A 1,210-nucleotide genomic window follows, 5' to 3' on the forward strand; every position below is an offset into this window, starting at 1 on the left:
ACCTGTAACGCTGCATTTTTACAGTCTGATGTTTATTTTCGCATTTGGTTTAGGCTATGTTTTAATGACAAAAATGTTTAAGATTGATAATGTAAATCTAAAATATCTTGAACCTCTTTTTACATGGACGTTAATCGGAACCATTTTAGGAGCAAGATTGGGTCACGTTATTTTTTATCAGCCTGAATTATTTAAAGAAGATTTTTGGAGTGTATTTTTACCGATCAGTATGAAAAACGGTTTTAAATTCACAGGATTTTCAGGATTGGCGAGTCACGGAGCAACTATTGCTTTGATCTTTACCACACTTTATTATTCGTTTAAAATCATCAAAAAAAATCCGTTTTGGGTGTATGACAGACTTGGAATTGTGGTTGCTGTAGGCGGTGCATTTGTAAGAATGGGTAACTTTTTCAATTCTGAAATTATCGGTAAACCAGTTGATCCTAATTCTCCTTTTGCCTTACTTTTCCCACAACAAAGCAGTGAATACGGAGTAACTATTCCACGTTATCCATCTCAGCTATTTGAAGCGGTTGGTTATGTATTACTCTTCGTTTTACTTTGGATATTATACAGAAAAACCAACAAAAAATATCAGCAAGGCTGGTTATTTGGTTTGTTCTTCATCATTCTTTGGGCAATCAGATTCTTTGTAGAGTTCCTGAAAGAGCCGCAAGGTGACGAGTTTATCTCTTTTGCAGGATTAAACACAGGTCAAATTCTTTCCATTCCGTTTATGATTGCAGGAGTTGTCATTATGATCTATTCTAAAAAATTTAAAATTACAGAAGCAGAAAACGGCAAACCTGAGTAATTTAAAAGCACATAAAATCTGAAAGTCACAACTGAGTTGTGGCTTTTTTGTTTAAATAAATGAAGACATTTCCCAATTCATCAATCACATCTGTAGGCTGCATCGCTTCTTTAGAATGTTTTGCAGCCGCAAAATCGGCAGCTTTTCCGTGAAGCCAGACTCCAAAAATTGCGGTTTCTTCTTCAGAATATTTTTGGGCTAAAAGTGAAGTGATAATTCCGGTGAGAATATCGCCGCTTCCCCCTTTTGCCAAACCTGAATTTCCCGTGATATTATAAAAAACTTTTCCTTCGGGCGTTACAACTTGGGTGTGATGATCTTTTAGAACAATACAAATTCCCAATTCTTTTGCCTTTATTTTAGCTAAATCCAGTCTTTCAAACGAGTTTTCCG

At 35.5% G+C, this 1,210-nt stretch carries 2 protein-coding genes; one reads left to right on the top strand and one right to left on the bottom strand.

All coding sequences use genetic code 11. The features are described from left to right. The coding region (lgt, locus tag AB4Y90_RS17960) for a prolipoprotein diacylglyceryl transferase (RefSeq protein WP_441558924.1) at nt 1-817 on the top strand (817 nt) is incomplete at its 5' end. 25 nt (nt 818-842) lie between these two features. Here lgt and AB4Y90_RS17965 read toward each other — a convergent pair. Next, nucleotides 843-1,210, bottom strand: a 368-nt coding sequence (locus AB4Y90_RS17965) for an ADP-dependent NAD(P)H-hydrate dehydratase (protein ID WP_441558925.1), incomplete at its 5' end; no start/stop codon positions are given.

Source organism: Chryseobacterium sp. 2TAF14 (genome assembly GCF_052115105.1).
In the GTDB taxonomy this organism is placed as follows: Bacteria; Bacteroidota; Bacteroidia; order Flavobacteriales; family Weeksellaceae; genus Chryseobacterium.